This window comes from Rahnella sp. NRRL B-41462 (assembly GCF_003263525.1).
GTDB classification, from domain to species: Bacteria; Pseudomonadota; Gammaproteobacteria; order Enterobacterales; family Enterobacteriaceae; genus Rahnella; species Rahnella aceris.
Genome location: NZ_JYDF01000109.1, coordinates 1 through 19,322 on the forward strand (window position 1 = coordinate 1; position 19,322 = coordinate 19,322).

Annotated in this window: 17 protein-coding genes; 4 read left to right on the forward strand and 13 right to left on the reverse strand. The window is 53.6% G+C overall.

What is annotated here, in order from left to right; genetic code table 11:
* Nucleotides 1-187: 187 nt before the first annotated feature.
* From phoP to UC14_RS22085, 3 genes are all read left to right on the forward strand, one after another.
* Nucleotides 188-862 (forward strand): two-component system response regulator PhoP, encoded by a 675-nt coding sequence (phoP, locus tag UC14_RS22075; protein WP_013576218.1) that lies wholly within the window; start codon nt 188-190, stop codon nt 860-862.
* A gap of 26 nt (nt 863-888) precedes the next feature.
* On the forward strand, nt 889-2,346 hold the full coding sequence (gene phoQ, locus UC14_RS22080; RefSeq protein ID WP_013576219.1) for a two-component system sensor histidine kinase PhoQ: 1,458 nt from the start codon (nt 889-891) through the stop codon (nt 2,344-2,346).
* 160 nt (nt 2,347-2,506) lie between these two features.
* Entirely contained in the window at nt 2,507-3,628 is a 1,122-nt protein-coding gene (locus UC14_RS22085; protein WP_112198435.1) for a cupin domain-containing protein, read from the forward strand.
* Nucleotides 3,629-3,701: 73 nt separating this feature from the next.
* Here UC14_RS22085 and pepT read toward each other — a convergent pair whose 3' ends face one another.
* From pepT to lolC, 5 genes are all read right to left on the reverse strand, one after another.
* Entirely contained in the window at nt 3,702-4,937 is a 1,236-nt protein-coding gene (gene pepT / locus UC14_RS22090) for a peptidase T (protein ID WP_037037369.1), read from the reverse strand.
* A 146-nt stretch (nt 4,938-5,083) separates the two neighbouring features.
* Nucleotides 5,084-5,911 (reverse strand): Sir2 family NAD+-dependent deacetylase, encoded by an 828-nt coding sequence (gene cobB, locus UC14_RS22095; protein WP_112198436.1) that lies wholly within the window; start codon nt 5,909-5,911, stop codon nt 5,084-5,086.
* A gap of 50 nt (nt 5,912-5,961) precedes the next feature.
* Nucleotides 5,962-7,212 (reverse strand): lipoprotein-releasing ABC transporter permease subunit LolE, encoded by a 1,251-nt coding sequence (gene lolE / locus UC14_RS22100; protein WP_037037364.1) that lies wholly within the window; start codon nt 7,210-7,212, stop codon nt 5,962-5,964.
* Entirely contained in the window at nt 7,212-7,916 is a 705-nt protein-coding gene (gene lolD / locus UC14_RS22105) for a lipoprotein-releasing ABC transporter ATP-binding protein LolD (protein WP_013576226.1), read from the reverse strand. The genes lolE and lolD overlap by 1 nt, the downstream gene beginning before the upstream one ends.
* Entirely contained in the window at nt 7,909-9,111 is a 1,203-nt protein-coding gene (gene lolC, locus UC14_RS22110; RefSeq protein ID WP_013576227.1) for a lipoprotein-releasing ABC transporter permease subunit LolC, read from the reverse strand. The genes lolD and lolC overlap by 8 nt, the downstream gene beginning before the upstream one ends.
* A 238-nt stretch (nt 9,112-9,349) precedes the next feature.
* On the opposite strand from lolC, the gene mfd reads away from it, so the two are divergent.
* Nucleotides 9,350-12,793 carry a transcription-repair coupling factor gene (mfd, locus tag UC14_RS22115; protein ID WP_112198437.1) on the forward strand — a complete coding sequence of 1,148 codons (3,444 nt, stop codon included), beginning with the start codon at nt 9,350-9,352 and terminating at the stop codon, nt 12,791-12,793.
* A gap of 74 nt (nt 12,794-12,867) precedes the next feature.
* On the opposite strand, the gene UC14_RS22120 is transcribed toward mfd, so the two are convergent.
* The 8 genes from UC14_RS22120 to hinT form a co-directional block, all read right to left on the reverse strand.
* Nucleotides 12,868-13,404, reverse strand: a complete 537-nt coding sequence (locus tag UC14_RS22120) for a glycine zipper 2TM domain-containing protein (RefSeq protein ID WP_013576229.1) — start codon at nt 13,402-13,404, stop codon at nt 12,868-12,870.
* Between the two features lie 356 nt (nt 13,405-13,760).
* Nucleotides 13,761-15,065: an NAD(P)/FAD-dependent oxidoreductase gene (locus UC14_RS22125; RefSeq protein ID WP_112198438.1), complete on the reverse strand. Its 1,305-nt coding sequence runs from the start codon at nt 15,063-15,065 to the stop codon at nt 13,761-13,763.
* Nucleotides 15,066-15,387: 322 nt separating this feature from the next.
* Complete coding sequence (gene ycfP, locus UC14_RS22130; protein WP_013576231.1) at nt 15,388-15,930, reverse strand: alpha/beta hydrolase YcfP; 543 nt, start codon at nt 15,928-15,930, stop codon at nt 15,388-15,390.
* A 52-nt stretch (nt 15,931-15,982) separates the two neighbouring features.
* On the reverse strand, nt 15,983-17,011 hold the full coding sequence (nagZ, locus tag UC14_RS22135) for a beta-N-acetylhexosaminidase (protein WP_013576232.1): 1,029 nt from the start codon (nt 17,009-17,011) through the stop codon (nt 15,983-15,985).
* A 48-nt stretch (nt 17,012-17,059) separates the two neighbouring features.
* Nucleotides 17,060-17,917, reverse strand: a complete 858-nt coding sequence (locus UC14_RS22140; RefSeq protein ID WP_112198439.1) for a phosphotransferase — start codon at nt 17,915-17,917, stop codon at nt 17,060-17,062.
* A complete protein-coding gene (gene lpoB, locus UC14_RS22145; protein ID WP_013576234.1) occupies nt 17,901-18,503 on the reverse strand; it encodes a penicillin-binding protein activator LpoB in 603 nt (200 codons plus the stop codon). The genes UC14_RS22140 and lpoB overlap by 17 nt, the downstream gene beginning before the upstream one ends.
* 21 nt (nt 18,504-18,524) lie before the next feature.
* Complete coding sequence (locus UC14_RS22150) at nt 18,525-18,893, reverse strand: YcfL family protein (RefSeq protein WP_013576235.1); 369 nt, start codon at nt 18,891-18,893, stop codon at nt 18,525-18,527.
* 8 nt (nt 18,894-18,901) lie between these two features.
* Complete coding sequence (hinT, locus tag UC14_RS22155; protein ID WP_013576236.1) at nt 18,902-19,255, reverse strand: purine nucleoside phosphoramidase; 354 nt, start codon at nt 19,253-19,255, stop codon at nt 18,902-18,904.
* Nucleotides 19,256-19,322 lie beyond the last annotated feature (67 nt).

A 19,322-nucleotide genomic window follows, 5' to 3' on the forward strand; every position in this document is an offset into this window, starting at 1 on the left:
CGGCATTAACCTTCGGGTCGCCTTTTTTATGCCACGCCTGGCGGAAGCCGCTTATAATTCGTTTAGGTTCTGTTGATGTTCGGCACACCTGCGTTGACCTGAGGTTGATTAAAATGTTTCTGAATCATTTACAATCGCACTCAGAATGTTTAATCCATTTTTCGCGCTGTCAGGATAAGGAATCACCATGCGAATTTTAGTCATTGAAGATAACGCACTGTTACGTCATCACCTCTCAGTACAGTTGCGGGAAATGGGCCATCAGGTCGATGCGGCAGAAGACGCCAAAGAAGCAGACTATTTTCTGCATGAGCATGCGCCTGATATCGCCATTGTTGACCTCGGCTTGCCTGGTGAAGATGGCCTGAGCCTGATCCGCCGCTGGCGAAGTCATCAGAACAATCTGCCGATTCTGGTGCTGACCGCCCGCGAAAGCTGGCAGGATAAAGTCGCAGTGCTGGAAGCCGGTGCGGATGATTACGTCACTAAGCCATTCCATCTGGAAGAAGTGCTGGCGCGCATGCAGGCGCTGATGCGCCGTAACAGCGGTCTCGCCTCACAGGTGATCACGCTGCAACCTTTCCAGATTGATCTGTCACGTCGTGAACTGACCGTCAATGAGCAGCCGATTAAACTGACCGCTTTCGAATACACGATTATCGAGACACTGATCCGCAATGCGGGAAAGGTGGTCAGCAAGGACTCTCTGATGCTTCAGCTCTATCCGGATGCCGAGCTGCGTGAAAGTCACACCGTCGATGTTCTGATGGGCCGTCTGCGCAAAAAACTGCAGGCAGAACACCCGGTTGATGTGATAACGACCGTACGTGGTCAGGGTTACCGTTTCGACATCAGGCCATAATCATCGTCATGTTCAAAGGACGCTTCATGAAAGGACGTCGTACCCGGAACCCCTTCTCCCTTCGCGTCCGCTTTATGATGGCGACCGCTGCGGTGGTACTTACCCTGTCGCTGGCCTACGGGCTGGTGGCCGTGGTGGGTTACATGGTGAGTTTCGACAAAACCGCCTACCGGCTCCTGCGCGGCGAAAGTAACCTCTTCTTCAGCCTTGCACAATGGCGCGACGGCAAGCTGACTATCAACGTTCCACCTGATCTCGACCTCAACACGCCGACGCTGGTGTTCATTTACGACGCAGACGGAAAACTGTTATGGGCCGAGCGCCGCATCCCTGAGCTCGAAGCGCATATCGATAAAGCGTGGATGAACAAACCCGGCTTCTATGAGCTGGATACCGACACGCAAATCAGCAGCGAAGTACTGGGCAACAACCCGCAAGCGCAGGATAAGTTGAAGGATTACGACGATACCGACGCCAACGCGATGACCCATTCCATTGCGGTCAATACCTATAATGCAACCTCGCGCCTGCCGGCGCTGAACATTGTGGTGGTCGATACCATTCCGCAGGAATTACAGCGCTCTGACCTTGTCTGGGAGTGGTTCAGCTATGTCTTACTGGCGAACCTGCTGCTGGTGGTGCCTTTGTTATGGCTGGCAGCTTACTGGAGCCTGAGGCCAATCAAAGAACTGATCCATCAGGTCGCCGAACTGGAAACCCACGAGCGGGAATCACTGGATGAAAACCCGCCACGTGAACTGCGCGGTCTGGTGCGTAACCTGAATATTTTGCTGCACGGGGAGCGTGGCCGTTATGATCGTTACCGCACCACGCTGGCTGACCTGACGCACAGCCTGAAAACGCCGCTGGCTGTCTTGCAGTCCACCCTGCGTGCACTGCGCAATGGTAAACAGATGACCATTGAAGATGCCGAGCCGGTGATGCTTGAGCAAATCAGCCGCATCTCACAGCAGATTGGCTATTACCTGCATCGCGCGACATTGCGCTCCGAACAAAACCTGCTGATCCGTGAAGTTCACTCCGTCCCGGCGATCCTCGACGGATTATGTTCGGCGTTGAATAAGGTTTATCAGCGTAAAGGCGTGGTGATCACGGTGGATATTTCACCGGAAATCACCTTTGTGGGCGAAAAAAATGACTTCATGGAAGTGATGGGTAACGTGATAGACAACGCCTGCAAATACTGTCTGGAGTTTGTCGAAATCAGTGCTGTCCATACTGAGAATCAGTTGGTGATCCTGATTGAAGACGATGGCCCGGGTATTCCGGTAAGTAAGCGCGAGGTGATTTTCCAGCGCGGGCAGCGGGCAGATACCTTGCGTCCGGGACAAGGGCTGGGGTTATCGCTCGCCAACGACATCATTGAACAGTACGACGGCAAAATTATCATTGGTGACAGCCCGCTTGGCGGCGCCAGCATGCGCGTTTGTTTTGGTCTGCAACAAGGCATTGAACTGGAATAACGTTCTCCCCCGATTATTTTGCCAGCAAATTTCGGCGCAATCTTAAGCATAGTGCGAAATTTGCTGGCAATTGCCCAACTCAGCCGCAACACCTTCCGTTATAATCATTTACAGACTCTCCTCTTCCTTATCACCCTCCATTTAATGCAAGGGAAATACTATGGATTACCAACTCGACCTAGACTGGAATGATTTCCTGCAGCGTTACTGGCAAAAGCGTCCTGTGGTGTTAAAACGCGGCTTTAAAAATTTCGTCGATCCGATTTCTCCGGACGAACTGGCTGGTCTGGCGATGGAAAATGAGGTGGACAGCCGTCTGGTGAGCAATGAGGACGGCAAGTGGAATGTCAGCCACGGGCCGTTTGAAAGTTACGATCATCTGGGTGAAACGGGCTGGTCAGTTCTGGTTCAGGCGGTCGACCACTGGCATGAACCCTCTTCCCATCTGATGACGCCATTTCGCCACATTCCTGACTGGCGCATGGACGATTTGATGATTTCCTTCTCGGTGCCCGGCGGTGGTGTTGGCCCGCATCTGGATCAGTACGACGTATTTATTATTCAGGGCACTGGCCGCCGCCGCTGGCGTGTGGGCGAGAAAGTCGCCATGAAACAACATTGCCCGCATCCTGATTTGCTGCAGGTCGAGCCGTTCGAGGCGATTATTGATGAAGAACTGGAACCGGGCGACATCGTCTACATTCCGCCGGGCTTCCCGCACGACGGCTATTCGCTGGAAAACTCCCTCAACTATTCCGTCGGTTTCCGTGCGCCAAACGCCCGTGAGATGGTCAGTGGTTTTGCAGATTTCGTGCTTTCCCGCGAGCTGGGCAGCCACCGTTACAGCGATCCGGAACTGGTTGAACGTGAACATCCGGCCGAAGTGCAACCGGCTGAGCTGGATAAACTGCGCGGCATGATGCTGGATCTGATTGGTAATCCGGCGCATTTCAACAGCTGGTTTGGCGAGTTTATTTCCCAGTCGCGTCATGAGCTGGATCTGGCACCGCCGGAACCGCCTTATCAGCCGGGTGAAATTTATGAACTGCTGGAGTCGGGTGAAACGCTGGAACGTCTGGGCGGTCTTCGCGTGCTGCGCGTGGGTGATACCTGTTATGTCAATGGCGAAGCCATGACCACGGAACATATCGGCGCAGTAGATGCGATTGCCCGCCATAAAACCGTAACCAAAGACATGCTTGGCGATGCGCTGGACGATCCTTCATTCCTTGCGTTGCTGTCTGCGCTGGTAAACAGCGGTTACTGGTACTTTAACGACTGACCGGTGTTGCGCTAATAAAATAAAAGGGACGATGTTTTCAGACATCGCCCCTTTTTTGTCGCCACCCGCACCGTCAGTGCTTCACGGCTTCTTTTGCTGTCAGCTCAGCAATACGCATAATCACTGCAACCGCTTTTTCCATTCCTTCGAGCGTCACGAATTCGTGTTTTCCATGGAAGTTATAACCGCCGGTGAAGATATTCGGGCATGGCAAACCGCGAAACGAAAGCTGCGCGCCATCAGTGCCGCCACGAATGGGCTTCATGATTGGCTCGATATCGCAATCTTTCATCGCCTGCTGCGCCAGCGCAATAATGTGCGGATGCTGAGCCACTTTGTCGCGCATGTTGTAATAGTGATCGTCGAGCGTCACTTCGATATAACAATCACGGTGCAGGCCTTTGCCGACCACGTGTGCGACATCAATAATTTTTTGCTTACGGGCTTCGAACTGCGTTTTGTCGAAATCACGGATGATGTAATGCATTTCCGCACGCTCAACGTTGCCCTTGATGGTCGTCAGATGGTAGAAACCTTCGTAACCTTCTGTATGCTCGGGCGTTTCATCTGCAGGCAGCTCGTTGTGAAAACGCGTCGCCAGTGACAGCGCATTCACCATCACCCCTTTGGCACTGCCCGGATGCACATTATTACCGACAATTTTAATCGTGGCCGACGCAGCGTTGAAGTTCTCAAACTCCAGCTCCCCCACTCCGCCACCGTCGACGGTGTAGGCCCACTGCGCGCCGAATGCAGGAATATCAAAACTCTGCGCGCCTTTGCCGATTTCCTCGTCTGGCGTGAAGGCGATACGCACCGGTCCGTGCGGAATATTGCTGTTTTTCAGTCGCACCATCGCGGTAATAATTTCTGCGATACCAGATTTATCATCAGACCCGAGCAAGGTTTTGCCGTCGGTGGTGATAATCGTGTGCCCGAGAAGCTGATGTAATACCGGGAACATCACCGGAGATAATATTTCATCGCCATTACCCAGTGCGATATCGCCGCCGCGGTAATTTTCCACAATTTGTGGATTAACGTGTTTAGCCGTGAAATCAGGCGCGGTATCCAGATGGGAAATAAAACCAATCACCGGCACTTTCCAGGCCACATTGCCTGGCAAGGTGGCCATCACGCAGCCTTTATCACTGAGCGTAACCTGAGAAAAACCTAGCTCGGTCAGTTCATTACGCAGGGCCTGCGCCAGCCTGAGTTGTCCATCGGTGCTGGGCGTGTGTTTAACATTGGGCTTAGATTGAGTATCGAAAGAAACATAATGAAGAAAACGATCAAGCAACTTATTCATTTGGGTATCCTCTGGCGGCTGGGTTTTATTATGCGCAGCATGAAAACCCTGAATATTGCGTCAGGTCATTTTTCACCAAGTTTAACGAGATATGTCTATGGGGCAGGCGCAATTTTTGGCGAGAACAATAAAAAAAAGCCTGGTGATCACCAGCCCTGGTCTTTCTTGGTCAGGAACTTATGGACAAATTCCGGTACGACCTGGCTCGCCAGCCCGTAGTGCTTCATATCGAATTCGCTTTCAACCTGACTCGGTTCAAGATTCAGTTCAACAGCACAGGCGCCGCCGATGCGCGCTTCATGGACAAATCCCGCGGCCGGATAAACGTGGCCAGACGTACCGATAGCGACAAAAAAATCGGCTTTAGCCAGCGCATCGTAAATCTCGTCCATGCCAAAAGGCATTTCACCGAACCAGACTATGTGCGGGCGCAACGGTGCCGGAAACTGACAGCAATGACAGCGGTCATCCACAGTCAGATCGCCCGGCCAGTCCAATACCTGCCCCGATTGCGTACACCGCACTTTTAGCAATTCGCCGTGCATATGAATGACGCGTAAGCTGCCCGCGCGCTCGTGCAGGTTATCGATATTTTGCGTAACCAGCAGGAAGTTCTCACCGAGCGCTTCTTCCAGCGTGGCCAGCGCGTAATGTGCGGCATTCGGTTTGAGATCTTCTGCCTGCAACTGACGGCGGCGCTCATTATAAAAACGCTGTACCAGTTCAGGATCACGGCGATAGCCTTCGGGTGTCGCCACATCCTCAACATGATGTTCTTCCCACAAACCGTCAGCGGCGCGGAAAGTACGAATGCCAGACTCGGCGGAAATCCCTGCGCCGGTCAGCACCACGACAAACGGCTTCTTCAACGACGCAGCCGCCATCGAGTCACGGTGGAAAATATTCGACCGGAACCGCTGATGGCGAATGCGCTTATTTTTGCGAAACCGACACAGACGATGACGTGTGCGCATGAAGTGCTCCTTACTCTCTGTGTCTGATTAAGACTTCATTTAAAAATGGATTACTGACCGCCACTGAGTACGCGGGCAGGATCGATACGGCTCGCACGCCGCGCCGGATACCAGCTTGCCAGCAAACTCAGCACCAGGGCGGTTACCAGCACCCCTGCGACATCCAGCCAGTGAACTTCAGAAGGCAGGAAGTCGATGAAATAAATATCGCCCGACAGGAACTGGTGACCGGTCAGTTTTTGCAATGCATTGACGATGTTAGTCAGCTGGAAGGCCGCAATCACGCCGATCACTACACCTGCAACGCTGCCGACCAGCCCCGCCAGTAAACCGTACCAGATGAAGACTGCGCGGATAAGTCCGTCTTTCGCACCCAGTGTGCGCAAAATCGCAATATCGCTGCTTTTATCTTTCACCGCCATCACCAGCGTTGAAACGATATTGAAGCAGGCCACACCAATCACCAGCACCATCGCCATATACATGATAGCGCGCACCATCTGGATATCACGGTACATGTAGCCATAAGTTCCGATCCAGCTGCTGATATAAACGTAAGCCTGAGTCACTTCACCGGCGTCGTGCACCAGTTTCTGTGCGGCAAAGACATCGTTCACTTTGATATCAATACCGGTCACGCTGCTGCCCATATCCTGATATTGCTGGGCATCGGCCAGAGGCACCATGCCAAGGCTGTGATCAAGTTGTCCGCTGAGCTGCAAAATACCGGCAACCTGCAGGCGAATACGTTTTGGCTGCAACAGCTTCATTTCCGGGTCGCTGTTCGGGATCATCACGGTCACCCAGTCGCCCTGCTTCACGCCCACCGCATCCGCGACGCCTTTGCCGAGGATCAACTGTTGCTGACCGGCTTTAAAATTTTGCCAGGCATTATTCTGCACGAATTTCGGCGCGGCACTGACACGTGGTTCACTCTGTGGATCAACACCTTTCAGTTGGATGGCGCGCAGTTTGGCGCCGTGCTCAATCAGGCCGTTGAACTGGATATAGGGTGCAGCCGCCACAATACCCGGCACTTTTTCCACCCGATCCAGCACGCCCTGCCAGTTGTTGAACGGCTGATTGACCGGCCGGATTTCGCCGTGCGGTACGACCGCCAGTACGCGTTCTTTCAGCTCACGTTCAAAACCATTCATGGCGCTGAGGCCAACGATCAGCACCGCCACCCCCAGTGCAATGCCTAACGTTGAAATCACCGAAATCAGCGACACCATGCCGCTGCGACGGCGTCCACGACTGAACCGCAGGCCAATCAATAATGAAAAAGGAATGCCAGACATTACTTCGCTCCCAGCAACATCGATTCCTGCTGCAACTTGCCGTCACGCATTTCCAGCTGACGCGTCAGACGGTTCGCCAGTTGCAGATCATGCGTCACCACCAGAAACGCCGTGCCCTGGCGCACATTCAGTTCGCCGAGCAATTCGAAAATGCTGTCGGCATTGCGCTGATCGAGATTACCGGTCGGTTCATCGGCCAGCACCAGCGAAGGATTATTCACCAGCGCACGGGCAATTGCCACCCGCTGACGTTCACCACCGGAAAGCTCGGAAGGACGGTGATTGCTGCGATGTTGCAGTCCCACCGCTTCAAGCATCGCCAGCGCGCGTTCCTGCACTTCGGCAGATTTCTTTTTGCCAATCAGCAGCGGCATCGCGACGTTTTCCAGCGCGGTGAAATCCGGCAGCAAATGGTGGAACTGATAGATGAAGCCCAGCTCGCGGTTACGCAATTCAGATTTCGCCGATGAAGACATCGCGTTCAGAGACTGACCTTTGAAAATCACTTCGCCGGACGTCGGGGAATCGAGTCCGCCCAGCAAATGCAGCAAAGTACTTTTGCCGGAACCGGAGGTGCCGACAATCGCCATCATCTCACCCGGCTGCATAGCGAAACTGACGTCACGCAGCACGTCGGTGTGCATTTTACCTTCCTGATAAGTCTTACAGAGGTTTTCACACTGCAATAATAAAGAATTACTCATAACGTAAAGCCTCTGCGGGATGGGTGGCAGCAGCGCGCCAGGAAGGATAAAGCGTAGATAATAAAGCAATAGCCATAGCAACCAGCGCGATGACCACGACCTGAACCGGTTCGATATCGACCGGCAGCGACGCGCCATCGAGCATCAGCCCGATAGCTGGCATAATTGTATTCAGTTGGGTGGCCAGCACCACGCCGAGCACGGCCCCGAGCAACGCGCCGATCACACCGGCACTGGCGCCCTGCACCATGAACAGCGCCATAATCTGGCGACGGCTTAAGCCCTGTGTTTGCAAAATGGCCACTTCGGCTTGCTTCTCCATCACCAGTAAACCCAGTGACGTAATAATGTTAAACGCGGCGACGGCGACGATCAGGCTCAGCAACAGCCCCATCATATTTTTCTCCATGCGCACCGCCTGGAACAATTCGCCGCGGCGTTCACGCCAGTCTTTCCAGCTTGCACCGTCAGGCAGTTTTTGCGTACTCAGACTGTCGACGTCCAGCGGTTTGTCGAGGAACAAACGCCAGCCGGTGACATTGCCTTTCGGATACAGCATCAGACGTGAGGCGTCCTGAATGTTCACCAGCATCTGGTAACCATCCACTTCGCTGTTGGCGGAGAAAGTGCCGATAACGTTGAACAAACGCTGGCTCGGGACGCGGCCGACCGGCGTGAACTGGCTGACGCTGGTGACCATCAGACGCAGTTGATCGCCACGGCGCACTTTTAACTGCTGCGCCAGCTGATCGCCAAGAATAACGTTGTATTTACCGGGTTGAAGTTCCTGCTGGGCAACCCCAATTAAGTATTTCGCCAGCGGGTCTTTCTGGTCAGGATCGACACCGAGCATCACGCCCACCGCGACGCTGCCTGGGCTTTGCAGCACGACATCGCCGGTGGTCAGCGGTACAGCGCGGTTAACACTTTTCAGCGCCGACACCTGTTGATGGGTGATTTTCTGAGGGTCGAGGGATCCGCCCGGCGTGGTGATTAACGCCTGAGGCATCAGACCCAGGATGTTACCTTCCAGATCTTTCTCAAAACCGTTCATCACTGACAGCACGGTCACCAGCGCCATCACGCCGAGAGTGATACCAATGGTGGATAACCAGGAGACAAACCGCCCGAAGCGGTCCGAAGCACGCCCGCGCATGTAGCGCAGACCTATAAATAACGCGACAGGTTGATACATAACATCCGTTTTAAGTGCTTGGCCGCAAATAAGTGCGTGGCGCAGACTAAAGTGATCAAGGATAATAAAGGCTAGCACCGCTTTATGGAACCATTAACCCAAAGTAATCGGTTTAACTTTGTGACGCCGTTGACCCTTTTATACAGACAACGGGTTGACCCCGATTACCCCTGCAAAGCAAGATACGGTCTGCTAATTGGCCTCCGACAGCCGCCAAAACGAGAACTCAACACAGCCTATGTCTCAAGATTATCGTTATTCGTTGCCTGAACGCCCGGGCGACAACCGCCTGTTAGGCCAGCTTAAAGGCTCCGCCTGCGCGCTGGAATGCGCCCAAATCAGTGAACGCCATACAGGCCCGATCCTGCTGATTGCGCCTGATATGCAAAATGCCCTGCGCCTGCGCGATGAAATTCAACAGTTTACTGACAACAAAGTCCTGAGTATTGCGGACTGGGAAACGCTACCTTACGACAGTTTTTCTCCACATCAGGAAATTATTTCTTCACGCCTTTCCAGTTTGTATCAGCTTCCTACTATGGAACGCGGCATCATTATTCTGCCGGTGAATACACTGATGCAACGCGTCTGCCCGCACGAATTCCTGCACGGTCACGCGCTGGTGATGAAGAAAGGTCAGCAGCTTTCGCGCGATAAATTGCGTGCACAGCTGGAACAGGCCGGTTATCGCAGCGTAGATCAGGTGATGGAGCACGGCGAGTTTGCCACCCGTGGCGCTCTGCTGGATTTGTATCCGATGGGCAGCGAAGAACCTTATCGCATTGATTTCTTTGATGATGAAATCGACAGCCTGCGCATTTTCGATGTGGATACCCAGCGCACGCTGAGTGAAGTGGAACATATCAATCTGCTACCCGCGCACGAATTTCCAACCGATAAAAATGCCATTGAACTGTTCCGCAGCCAATGGCGCGAGAAGTTCGAAGTACGTCGCGATGCCGAACACGTTTATCAGCAGGTCAGTAAAGGGACCTTCCCCGCCGGTATCGAATACTGGCAGCCGTTGTTTTTCAGTCAGCCGCTGACCACGCTGTTCAGCTATCTGCCGGAAAACACGCTGGTGCTGAATACCGGCGATCTCGAAGCCGCCGCTGAGCGCTTCTGGCAGGACGCCTGCCAGCGTTACGAAAGCCGCCGGGTCGATCCGATGCGTCCGCTGCTCGAGCCGGAAAATCTCTGGCTGCGTTTGGAGTCGCTGTTTACCGAGCTGAAAGCCTGGCCACGTGTTCAGCTGCGTACTGATTCGCTGCCGAAGAAAGCCGCCAATACCAATCTGAGTTACGAAAAGCTGCCAGATTTATCCGTTCAGCCGCAGAATAAAGCGCCGATGGATAACCTGCGTCGCTTTAATGAATCCTTTGCCGGCAGCCTGGTATTCTCTGTAGAAAGTGAAGGCCGCCGCGAAACGCTTCAGGATTTGCTGGCACGCATCAAGCTGATGCCGACGCTTATCACCCGGATTGAAGAAGCCGATATCGCCGGTCGTTACATCATGATCGGCGCGTGCGAACGTGGTTTTCTGGATGCGGATAAACAGCTGGCGCTGATTTGTGAAAGCGATCTGCTTGGTGAACGCGTGGCGCGTCGCCGTCAGGACAGCCGACGGTCGATCAACACCGATACACTGATCCGTAATCTCGCCGAACTGCGTCCCGGCCAGCCGGTAGTGCATGTCGAACACGGTGTGGGCCGTTATCTCGGGCTGACAACGCTTGAAACCGGCGGCATCACTGCCGAATACCTGATACTGACCTACGCCGGTGAAGACAAACTGTATGTGCCGGTATCATCGCTGCATCTCATCAGCCGCTATGCCGGTGGCGCGGATGAGAGCGCGCCGCTGCATAAACTCGGCGGTGAAGCCTGGTCAAAAGCGCGGCAGAAAGCGGCCGAGAAAGTGCGCGATGTCGCTGCGGAACTGCTGGATATCTACGCCCAGCGCGAAGCCAAAAGTGGTTTCGCGTTTAAGCACGACAAAGCACAGTATCAGCTGTTCTGTCAGGCTTTCCCGTTTGAAACCACGCCGGATCAGGCACAGGCCATTAACGCGGTACTGACTGACATGACCCAACCGCTGGCGATGGACCGGCTGGTATGTGGCGACGTCGGTTTTGGTAAAACCGAAGTGGCGATGCGCGCAGCCTTCCTCGCCGTTTCCAACAATAAGCAGGTGGCCGTTCTGGTACCGACCACCCTGCTGGCACAACAGCACTTCGATAACTTCCGCGACCGCTTCGCCAGCTGGCCAGTGCGCATCGAAATGATGTCGCGTTTCCGCAGCGCCAAAGAACAAAACGTCGTGCTGGAAGATGCGGTTGAAGGCAAAGTCGATATTATTATCGGCACACACAAACTGCTGCAAACCGATCTACGCTGGAAAGATCTGGGACTGCTGATTGTCGATGAAGAGCACCGTTTCGGCGTACGTCATAAAGAGCGCATCAAGGCGATGCGTGCAGACGTAGATATTCTTACCCTGACCGCAACGCCTATCCCGCGTACGCTGAACATGGCCATGAGCGGCATGCGCGACCTGTCGATTATTGCCACACCGCCTGCACGTCGTATGGCGGTGAAAACCTTTGTGCGCGAGTACGACAGTCTGGTCGTGCGTGAGGCAATCCTGCGTGAAATTCTGCGCGGCGGGCAGGTTTATTATCTCTACAACGATGTCGAGAATATCGAGAAAGCCTCGCAGCGGCTGGCCGAACTCGTGCCGGAAGCGCGCATTGCCATCGGCCACGGTCAGATGCGTGAACGCGACCTCGAGCGTGTGATGAATGATTTCCATCACCAGCGTTTCAACGTGCTGGTGTGTACCACCATTATCGAAACCGGTATCGATATCCCGACGGCGAACACAATCATTATTGAGCGCGCCGACCACTTTGGTCTGGCGCAGTTGCATCAGTTGCGTGGCCGCGTAGGGCGGTCACACCATCAGGCCTATGCGTATCTGCTGACGCCGCCACCGAAAGCCATGTCGGCCGATGCACATAAACGTCTGGAGGCCATTGCCTCGCTGGAAGACCTGGGTGCCGGTTTTGCGCTGGCGACGCACGACCTTGAAATCCGCGGTGCTGGCGAACTGCTCGGCGAAGGCCAGAGCGGCCAGATGACCAGTATCGGTTTCTCGCTGTATATGGAGTTGCTGGAAAACGCCGTCGAAGCGTTGAAAGAAGGCCGCGAGCCATCGCTGGAGGATTTAACCACCAGCCAGACCGAAGTTGAAATGCGCATGCCTGCGCTGCTGCCGGAGGATTTCATTCCTGATGTGAATACGCGCCTGTCGTTGTATAAACGTATCGCCAGTGCGAAAACCGAAGGCGAACTGGATGAACTCCGCGTTGAGCTGATCGACCGTTTTGGCACGCTGCCGGACGGTGCGCGCAATCTGTTGCTGATTGCCGTGCTGCGCCTGAAAGCCAAAGAACTCGGCATCCGGCGGATTGAAGGCAACGAGCGCGGCGGATTCATTGAGTTTGGCGATAAGAACCGTGTGGATCCGGGCTTCCTGATTGGTCTGTTACAGAAACAACCCCAGGTTTACCGGCTGGACGGCCCGACAAAACTGAAGTTTGTGTTAGATCTGACTGATCGCCCGAAACGCCTGAAGTTTGTCGGTGACATGCTGAATGAGTTTACTGAGCATCTGATCTGAATCTGATCTTCATGCGTTAAAAAAAGCCTGAGGTTTTCACCTCAGGCTTTTTATTTTCCACACTTCCCGCTTGGTTATGAACGGGTAAGTTGCAACTGACCGCTTTTATCCAGCGGAATTTGTGTGCCCGGATCGTGGTCCATACGAACTTTCCCTTGCTGATCGCCTATTTTATAGGTCACATCATAACCGAGCGTTTTATCTTCTTTGTCATACACGGTTTTACAGCGCTGCTGTTGCGTGGTGTAGGTGTCGTTTTCCTGCATGCTGCTCTGCACGCGGTTACCCGCATAGCCACCGCCCAACGCACCCGCTACCGTCGCAACATCACGTCCGCGGCCGCCACCAAACTGGTGACCGAGTACGCCACCGGCGACTGCACCGAGCACGGAGCCAGCAATCTGATGTTCATCCTGTACAGGACGTCGGTGAGTGACCGTCACATTCCGACATTCCTGACGCGGGATTTTCGTGGTTTCTTTGATTGGCGTCGCGCTGACAACCTGCGCGTACTCCGGGCCAGATGAAAAAACATTCATGCTTGCAACGCCAGCAATGCCCAACGCCGCAGCCACACCAATACCGACCCCAGCTAACATTGACTTGTTCACAGGACTTCCTCCGCAAATGTTACCACGCAATGACTCCGTTACCGGGGTCCCTCAGCGGACAGCTTCACATCTGAGGTTCGGCGTGCGTGAATCGCCGTCTGTGACCATCTGTTCTTGTAAACTTATTGTTAAGTCTGCACACCTAAACGTAAGCAAACAATAAGACGAAATCTGTAAGTGAGATAAACAACCGGTGCATCCCCCTGTTTCGGAGAATTCTTAGCAGACAACCTCATCGTGGCGGGATCTTATGCTGTTCACAGGGGTATTCATGCAGATAAGAAAAAGCCTGTCAGAAACAGGCTTTAGGCTATGAAACGATTCAGCTGACGTTGAAAAATATCAGCGAACAGGTATCAGTGCAGTTTAAGACGCGGGCGGATCACCCGGTTAATGCCGCCGACCAGCATCATCAGACCGGTTTTGATGTAACCGTGCAATGCAATCTGGTGCATACGGTACAGCGAGATATAAACCAGTCTCGCCAGACGGCCTTCGACCATCATAGAACCGCGCATCAGGTTACCCATCAGGCTGCCGACAGTACTGAAGCGTGAAAGGGAAACCAGTGAACCGTGGTCTTTATAGACGTAAGGTTTCAGGCTTTGCCCCTTACGCTGCGCCATGATGTTGGCAAAACAACGGGAGGCCATCTGATGCGCTGACTGCGCACGCGGTGGCACGAAACCGCCGGATGGCTGCGGACAGGAAGCGCAGTCGCCAATCGCATAGATGTTCGGGTCACGCGTGGTCTGCAGCGTCGGTTCCACCACAAGCTGATTGATACGGTTGGTTTCCAGACCCGCGATGTCTTTCATGAAATCAGGGGCTTTAATCCCCGCCGCCCAGACCATCAGATCGGCGTCAATGAATTCGCCGGACCTGGTGTTCAGACCGTTCTTATCCGCGCTGGTCACCATGGTTTGCGTCAGAACGCGTACGCCCAGTTTAGTCAGCTCGTTATGCGCCGCAGCAGAAATACGCGGTGGTAGCGCAGGCAGAATACGTTCACCGGCTTCCACCAGCGTGACGTTCAGCGCTTCGCTGTCCAGCCCTTCGAAACCGTAGCTGTGCAGTTGTTTTACCGCATTATGCAGCTCGGCAGACAGCTCGACACCCGTCGCCCCGCCGCCAACAATCGCAATGTTCACTTTCTTCTGCTTGTCTGCACTGGCAGAGAATTTGAGGAACAGGTTCAGCATTTCGTTATGGAAACGGTGCGCCTGATGCGGGTTATCCAGGAAGATGCAGTGGTCTTTGACGCCCGGTGTACCGAAATCGTTAGACGTGCTGCCCAGCGCCATCACCAGGGTGTCGTACGCAATATCCCGTACCGGCACCAGCATTTCGCCGTTCTCGTCACAGATTTCAGCCAGTTTGATGGTGTGATTTTCGCGGTCGATATCGGTCAGTGAGCCAATCTGGAAGGTGAAACCGTGGTTGCGGGCATGAGCCAGATAGCTCAGCGCATCCACGCCGTCATCCAGACTGCCGGTCGCCACTTCGTGCAACAGGGGTTTCCATAAATGGCTGTGGTTACGGTCGACCAGAATGATCTCCGCTTTTTTGTTGCGGCCAAGTTTATGGCCCAGGCTGGTCGCCAGTTCCAGACCGCCGGCGCCGCCGCCGATAATCACAATTTTCTTCATTGGTGATGTCAAAATAACCCCCTCAAATGTGAACCAATTGTTATATAAGAGTAAAAATATAATCCTTATATAACATAGGGTTGCTTAAGTTAAATCGGTATCTGAGACGGAGGATATCACGCGTGGTGATTTGGTCATACCAAAATTGATATAGGTCAATTTAAATTCATTTGGCTAATTTGACTTAGGAAAATGGCACGCATTTTGACATCTTTAAATCAGCAAGTTAGACGCGGATCTGCCATGAAAACGAATACTGAAGCGGGAATGACACAAATAAAAAACCACTGCGCAAAGGCGGTGGTTTTAGCGATTTCAGAAACGAAATGTTAAATCAGACGATATTTTTGAACGCTTTAATGCGTTGCAGATGCGTCGAGATATCTTTGAATTTATGGCTCTGATGCTCGTCCCATTCAACCGGATAATAGTGATGCAATTTCTCAGCCGTTTTGCTGCTGTCGAGCACGCCATCTTCACGGGATAAAATCACCAGACAGCGGTCGCGGTTTTTCTCGCGGAAATCGCTGATGCACTTGGTGGCGATATCTTCATACTCTTCCGGGCGGTCGATTTTCCCGGTCATATTATCCTGCGGTGACAAATTCGGATTGAACATCACCTGGCGGATCCCGCACAGGAAACCGATGCGTTCAGCCCAGAATCCGCCAAGTCCGACGCCGCAAATCAGCGCATTCTTGTCCGTCGTTTCCTGCAGCACTTTATCCACTTCTTTTAGCAGATGTTGCATGTCATGACGCGGGTGCAGCGTGCTGTAACTGATGAAGCGCACGTCCGGATCAATGAACTGTAACTGCAACACTTTCTCGTGATTACCGGGACTGGTTGAATCGAAGCCATGCAAATAGATAATCATCGTTTACCTCATCCTGAATGTGCGTTGAACCCTTCACGTGGTCGGAAAAACGTTACAGGGCAGCCTGTTTATGTTCCTGCCAGCGGGCGTCGAGTGTGGTCAGATCACGGTTTGCCTCTTTCCAGCGTCTCGAATTTTGCAGGTCCTGACGGGCCTGTTTTCCACTATACAGTCCGCGATGATACAACTGTGCAACGCGCTCAGCGTTGACCGGAGACAGGTTATCCAGCACGCTGACAGCGCCCTGCCGGTTGTTACAGGCCAGGATCATGTCGCAACCCGCATCCAGAGAGGCCTGCGCGCGTTCGGGATAAGACCCCATGATTGCCGCACCTTCCATTGAGATATCATCGGAGAAGATCACGCCGTTGAAATTCAGCTCTTTGCGCAAAATTTCCTGCAACCAGTATGGCGAACCGCTGGCCGGACGTGGATCGGCCTGAGTATAAATCACGTGCGCCGGCATCACGGCATCCAGTAATTTACGTTCGTTGAGCTGACGGAAGATAGCCATGTCGTGCTGGCGGATAACTTCCAGCGGGCGATCGTCGTGTGGTGTTTCTTTATGGGAATCCGCGCTGACGGCACCGTGCCCCGGAAAATGCTTACCGGTGGTTTTCATGCCAGCGGAATGCATACCGAGAATATACTGCTCAGCCATTTCAAGCGCTTTCCGGGGTTCTGCATGGAACGAACGTTCGCCGATAGCTGCGCTGATATGTCCGATATCCAGCACTGGCGCGAAGCTGATGTCGATATCCATCACAATCATTTCCGACGCCATCAGCCAGCCGCTTTCCTGGGCCAGACGCCCCGCTTCGTGCGGTTCATTGAGCGCCGCAAAAGATTGCGCGGCAGGCAGACGGGTAAAACTTTCGCGGAAGCGCTGTACGCGCCCGCCTTCCTGATCCACGGCCAGCACCAGCCTGTCGTGCGACGCGGCGCGGATCTGGCGGATCAGTTCATGCAACTGATCGACATCATGATAATTTCGGGTGAATAAAATCAGCCCGCCCACCAGCGGGTGCTGCAAAATTTCACGTTCTTCGGCATCCAGCGCATAGCCAGCGACATCCAGCATTACAGGTCCCAACAAAATGGACGCTCCTTTTCATTTTTTAGACAATTATCACGGGTGCAACGGGCGCACCCATTCAAGATATTTACTCTCGCCGGTCTGCTGCCAGCGCACTTCGAACCACATCAGCATCAGGTAATCAACCCAGGGGATCCAGCGGTTAACCCGCTGCTGCAAAAGAAATATTTCCTGATAGCCGCCAGCATCAACGTATTCGCCGATGAACGCATTTTGCTGCTGCGCGTTCCAGTCGTTGCCACGAATAATCGCCGCCAGCTCCAGCGCAATGTCCGCATTCGCCGCATATTCCCAGTCAATCAGCCGCAGCCCGTCTGGCGTACTAAGCACATTACCGGCGTGAATATCCATATGTACCAGCGCCAGTTTCAGCGGTGACGGCGGATCCTGCGACAACATTTTGCGGTGCAAACGCAGCCAGTGCGGCGTCAGCCTGCGCCGGTCGATATGTTGCCAGTAGCGGGCAAATTGCTGCTGTAAATCCAGCCGGTAGCCTGATAGTGGCAACTGGTGTAACTGCACCAGACGCTGGCACAAGGCTTTCTGGCCTGAAACGGCGGCGAGTGCCTGATCTTGCAACGGCGTTCCGCCTATCCAGTCGACTATCAGCCACGGCGGCGAATAAAGTCTGACACAAGGGCCTAATTTGTGCCGCGCGATATGCCGCAAAATCACAGATTCGCGTTGCCGGTCAGCGCCCAAAGCTTGCCGCTCTACAGACTGATGTCGTGCCAGAAACTCACCGGCAGACGAGCTGATTTTCCAGCTTTCGCCGGTCAGCCCGGCAACCGGTAATAAACGAAAACCGGCGGTTTTCACCGCCGGATAATGTTGTTCAATCAGTTGCCGGAGTTCGTGTTGCAGAAGCTCAGCGTTAATTCTGAACTGCACCGCGGCCTGACCAGATGATTTCACCACTCGGTGCGGTAATCAGACGCATCGACATGGTCGGCGCTTTCACATCACCACTCACGGTACTGTAAAGCACGTACTGCGCTTTTACGATGTTTGCCAGGCCGATGGCTTTACTGACCGAAGCCAGACTGTCATCCGGCGATAATCCCAGAGACTGTTTGGCCGAAGCCAGTTGCTCGGCGGGTACCACCTGGAAGGTCGTGTTGTTGGCCAGTGCATTGCGCAATGCATCGGTGGCTTTTGCCATTTGCAGGGAACCGTTGGTGCTGTTTTTCACGCCATCCACCAGCAGAACGCTGCCCGGCTGCACACCACCGGATTTCAGCATTTTCGCAAGCATTGGCTCAACAGTTGCGGTCCAGTCGATATTGGCAAATTTAGGCGGCTGCGGAACTGGCTGGACCTGCGGTTGCTCCGGAACCGGCGGGTTAACCGGTGGCAACGGTTGCTGTGGCTGCTGCGGTTGCTCAGGCTGCTGTGGCTGGTTTTGCTGCTGGTTTGGCAACGTACAACCGCCAAGGATCAATGCGGCAATTGCCACAATGAGGAAATACTTTTTCATCAACCTTCTCCGTGCAAAAAATTAGAGATAAAGGTAAATACGCACACTGTACGCATCAAGATTGCCGTTCAGGGAACTGACGTCCACGCTGCTGTTCGCCGGAACAGTAATGGTCCTGGCCTCGGCGACCGGGAATAAATCCAGCCCCTGTTTATCATACCAATAGTAACGATAATGCAGGGTGACTGAGTGTGGCTGGTTGTTATCCAACCTGGTTGTGGCTTTTTTCTGCCCGCCGGAATCAGATACGGATGGCGAACCTGGGATTATGCCTGCCGTCAGAACGGGGGATTCCATTACCACTCTTTGTTGATTATTCAGCGCAATAGTGGGCTTGCTGCTACAACCTATCAACAAAATCACTGGCAATAACGCCATCAAAAAACGCATGTTTACCCTTACTGACGTGACAGCAATGGACCCAGTGCACGGCCACCGACCAGATGCATATGGATGTGATAAACCTCCTGACCAGCATCACGGTTGCAGTTGACGATCAGGCGGTAACCGCTTTCGGCGATGCCTTCCTGTTCGGCAATTTTCGCGGCCACCGTCATCATTCTGCCCAGCGCTGCTTCATGCGTCGCATCGACGTCATTCATTGTCGGGATCAGAACATTCGGGATAATCAAAATATGGCTGGGTGCCTGAGGAGAAATGTCGCGAAACGCAGTGACAAGTTCGTCCTGATAAACCACGTCGGCAGGGATTTCACGACGAATGATTTTGCTGAAAATTGTCTCTTCGGCCATCTTAACTGTCCTTAACAAAGTAAAAAGCGTTGTACGCAGTATGGGTTAGAATTTCCATTCCTTTCAA

Coding starts and splice junctions, on each gene's coding strand:
- phoP (WP_013576218.1), top strand. CDS start 188: ATGCGAATTTTAGTCATTGAAGATAACGCACTGTTACGTCATCACCTC.
- phoQ (WP_013576219.1), top strand. CDS start 889: ATGAAAGGACGTCGTACCCGGAACCCCTTCTCCCTTCGCGTCCGCTTT.
- UC14_RS22085 (WP_112198435.1), top strand. CDS start 2,507: ATGGATTACCAACTCGACCTAGACTGGAATGATTTCCTGCAGCGTTAC.
- pepT (WP_037037369.1), bottom strand. CDS start 4,937: ATGAATAAGTTGCTTGATCGTTTTCTTCATTATGTTTCTTTCGATACT.
- cobB (WP_112198436.1), bottom strand. CDS start 5,911: ATGCGCACACGTCATCGTCTGTGTCGGTTTCGCAAAAATAAGCGCATT.
- lolE (WP_037037364.1), bottom strand. CDS start 7,212: ATGTCTGGCATTCCTTTTTCATTATTGATTGGCCTGCGGTTCAGTCGT.
- lolD (WP_013576226.1), bottom strand. CDS start 7,916: ATGAGTAATTCTTTATTATTGCAGTGTGAAAACCTCTGTAAGACTTAT.
- lolC (WP_013576227.1), bottom strand. CDS start 9,111: ATGTATCAACCTGTCGCGTTATTTATAGGTCTGCGCTACATGCGCGGG.
- mfd (WP_112198437.1), top strand. CDS start 9,350: ATGTCTCAAGATTATCGTTATTCGTTGCCTGAACGCCCGGGCGACAAC.
- ycfP (WP_013576231.1), bottom strand. CDS start 15,930: ATGATTATCTATTTGCATGGCTTCGATTCAACCAGTCCCGGTAATCAC.
- nagZ (WP_013576232.1), bottom strand. CDS start 17,011: ATGCTGGATGTCGCTGGCTATGCGCTGGATGCCGAAGAACGTGAAATT.
- lpoB (WP_013576234.1), bottom strand. CDS start 18,503: ATGAAAAAGTATTTCCTCATTGTGGCAATTGCCGCATTGATCCTTGGC.
- UC14_RS22150 (WP_013576235.1), bottom strand. CDS start 18,893: ATGCGTTTTTTGATGGCGTTATTGCCAGTGATTTTGTTGATAGGTTGT.
- hinT (WP_013576236.1), bottom strand. CDS start 19,255: ATGGCCGAAGAGACAATTTTCAGCAAAATCATTCGTCGTGAAATCCCT.